Source organism: Candidatus Eisenbacteria bacterium (assembly GCA_016867495.1).
GTDB lineage: Bacteria > Eisenbacteria > RBG-16-71-46 > CAIMUX01 > VGJL01 > VGJL01.
The window spans coordinates 1-3,375 of the sequence record VGJL01000238.1; the positions used below are offsets into that span (position 1 = coordinate 1).

At 65.7% G+C, this 3,375-nt stretch carries 1 protein-coding gene and 1 tRNA gene; both read right to left on the minus strand.

The features are described 5' to 3' along the window. Positions 1 to 96: 96 nt before the first annotated feature. Positions 97 to 171, minus strand: a tRNA-Gly gene (locus tag FJY88_12825). A gap of 127 nt (positions 172 to 298) precedes the next feature. After that, positions 299 to 3,375: T9SS type A sorting domain-containing protein (locus FJY88_12830; protein ID MBM3288213.1), on the minus strand; the 3,077-nt coding region annotated here is incomplete at its 5' end.

The following is a 3,375-nucleotide window of genomic DNA, read 5'->3' on the forward strand; positions in this document are numbered from 1 at the left end:
GCGAGCTGTCCCCGTGCGATCTGTCCCTCGATTCTCGCCCTCGTGCGAGCAATCAAGAGGCGCCGGAGAACCAACCTCGGCCTCCGGCGCCTGATCTGGAGCGGGCAACGGGAGTCGAACCCGCGACTTTCAGCTTGGGAAGCTGACACTCTACCACTGAGTTACGCCCGCTTCTCCACCGAGAGCGTTAGCCTAGACGGGACTCCTCCGCCCTGTCAAGCGGAGCGTTGCCCTGGCCCGCGAGGCTCCCTTCCCCGTCGTCTATGCGCAGTCGAGGTCTATGCGCAGTCGAGCGCGCCTATCGCGCCACGACGATGGTCCTGCTCTCCGTCCCGCGGCTCGTGGCGACGCGGACGAAGTAGATGCCGGCGGGCACGAGCCGCCGGTTCCCGTCCATCCCATCCCAGACGAGGCGCGAGGGACCTCCCGGAAGCCAGCCCTCGGCAAGCACTCGCACGAGTCGCCCTCTCGGGTCGAAGATGCGGACCGACCCGGGCCCCTCCGCCGGCATCACGACCCTGAGCGTAGTCGCGCAGCGTGTCGGATTAGGGAAGGGGGGATCGAGTCTGGCCCGCGCTGCCATGGCCGGCGGGGCCTCCGCGATCTCTCCGGGAATCGGCACGTCCGGGAACGGCTCGCCTCTGACGATGCAGCCGCGGATGTGGCTACTCCCTCCCTCGCCGTCGTCCCAAGTGACGAGATGGGTCATGCCATCGAAGGCCGTCGCGGGCGTGGTCCAACCGCCAGCCAGGGGGGCGATCTGGAGCAACGGGTCCAAGGTTCCCGTCACCGCATCGAGCATCCTGCCCCGGAGGGTGTTGCTTTCCGCATGACGCCAGGTGATCAGGTTCTTGGAAATCCCCGAGCTGACGGCAGGGCACTCGTTGGTGTTCAGTTCGTCGGCGACGACGATTCCCCCAGGATCGAGCAGGGATCCTGCGGTTGTGACCCGCGCGGCGCACGCATACACCCTGTCTGCAGTTCGGCGCTGCCAGGTGACGACGAAGCGCGTCGACGTGGTGTCGTACGCGACCGCGGGCCAGGTCTCCTGCGCGGCGGTCCTCGCGATCGGGAAACGCGCTCCGATCGCGCCGTCGTTCCCGACGATCGCAGCCTGGATGTCCCCGGTCGTGTCGTTTCGGTTCACCTCCCAGACCACCAGGAAGTTGGAGCCCGAGTAGGCGACATCGAGCATGTATCCGACCTGCACGGTCCCCGGATTGGATAGGAAGATCTGGAATCCGCCAGGATTGACGACACCCGTGTTCGAATTGACCCAGGCGCCGCGGACTTCCCATGGGCTCGTGCCGGTGACGCCGATCCACACCATGAGCGTGCGGCCGGAGCCATCATTCACGGATGCGATGGCGGTGCGGTAGGCGTTCTGGTCGACGCCGTTCGTGGCGACCCAGTCGCCCTCCACGTTGCCCATCCAGTTGGTGCGCACGACTCGGGCGTTCTGGAGCATGATGGCAGGCTCCAGGCGTATGTACGAGGTGAGGAACCGCGAGTAGAGTAGTTCGTTGGGCGAGATCCACGGAACGTGAGCCACATCGGGATAGGTCTCCGAGTCGGGCGTGACCGCCAGCGGCCGATCTGTCCGGATCACCGCCCCGCTGGGAGCCACCCTGGCCGCGTAGATGTCGGGGTCTCCCCATCGGCCGTCTTCCCAAACGACCATGTACTCTCGGCCGAGCTGATAACCCTCGACCTCATACTCGAAGGCGACGGAGGAACGTATCTCGGATGGTGAGAGGCTCACATCGAAAGGTTGCGCCCGAAGAATGCCGCGGTTCTGGAAGATACCGCGGATCAAAGCGTCGTTGACGCCCGCGTTCATGTCCGCGTCCGCCTGTAGGATCGCCTCAGCCCCGTCCCGGAAGGAGGCCCCCGGAAGGAGGTAGAAGTGGCTCTGGATGACGAGTCGGTCCGTCGCGGCCCTCCCAAGAGCTTGGTGGATTTGCCAGAGGCACGCGGACCAGATCTCGCCGTCGTCATGGACTTCGAATCTCAGGCTATCAGGGTAGAGCTTCGCGCCGTTCAGCGGGCGCACGCCCGGGTTACCGCCTCCCCCCATGTTCCACCATTGCGCCCACCAGTTCCCCTCGAACGGGTCGATCGCCCAGGAGTAGCTCCCCGAGATGTAGTCAGAGAACCCCTCCCCCATCGACCCGGTCTCGTGGAAGATGCCCCAGCCGGGAACCTGGTCGTCCTGGATGGCGTGGCCATACTCGTGCAGGATCATGTCGGCGTCCTCGGCGGTGTCGACGGTGTCGGCGACGCCCTCGCCGAAGGCCATGTAGTCCGCTGCAAGGCAGTCCACCCCTGGTCTAGGGCAATAGTGCGCGTTGGAGATCCCAGCCAATCCGTGCGGATCCGCTTCCTGCGTCTCGTTGTTCACGTCATCGAAGCCGAGCGATTGAATCCATCGCTGAAGAGTGTCGATGTGGTAGTAGGCCATCACCGCCTCGAACCCCTGCTCCGTGCGCGTGTACCTGAAGTCATCGGGATCGGCCTCGGTGAAATCGGCCTCCCAGGGCGGCTCGATGTCGCAGACGTTCACATAGGGGCCGAGCAGGTAGTGAAGCCCGCCGTTCGCGATGATGTCCTTGAGCACTCTGATCTTCCGCTCCCCGTTCAGTTCTGCGGTCGATGCGTCGTTCCCGTCCGTGAAGCCGGGGTCGTCATAGTGCGCGTGGGCCGTTGTGAGAGGATCGGGATCGAAGACATAGCCGGATCCGTCGACATACCAGGTCAGGTCGCGGGCCGACAGGACCTTCCCGCTGCGGGCGTCGACGAAGACCTCCCACATGGCCGGCGTATCGGAGGGCTTGAGGATCACCCGCCAAGCCAGTCGCGGCGGATCGACGAGCGGCAGGGCATAGACCTGTCCGCACGGCTCGTAGAGGTAGGGAGGGCGCGCGCCGCGATCGGCCTCGGCGATGGCGATGGCTTCGTCCCTGGCGAGCGTGAATCCCCCATCGTCGATCGCCAGCCCGGGCCAGTAGTCCGATGCGACCGCACGGATCACTCCACGAGACTGACTCACCACCATATCCGACGCGAAGACGGGGATTCCCTTCCATGTCTGGCGCAGACGCACATGCGTCGTCCCAAGCCCGCGGCGCACGGCGACGGCCTCGACATCGTCGAGGCCTGGTTCCAACCCCAGCTCCGCGGCATGCTCCTCGAGAAAGGCGCGCGCCGCTCGGGCCGGATCGCCGTCGATCTGCCGCGATTCGATTCCTTGCCATCGACGCAGGACGCCGGTCGCCGCATCGTAGGCGCGGTCGGCGCTCGTGATCACTTCGCGCGGGGCCGCGGATGGAAGGGGAGAAGAAGCCGCAGGCGGGATGAGGATCGAGGCGAACAGGA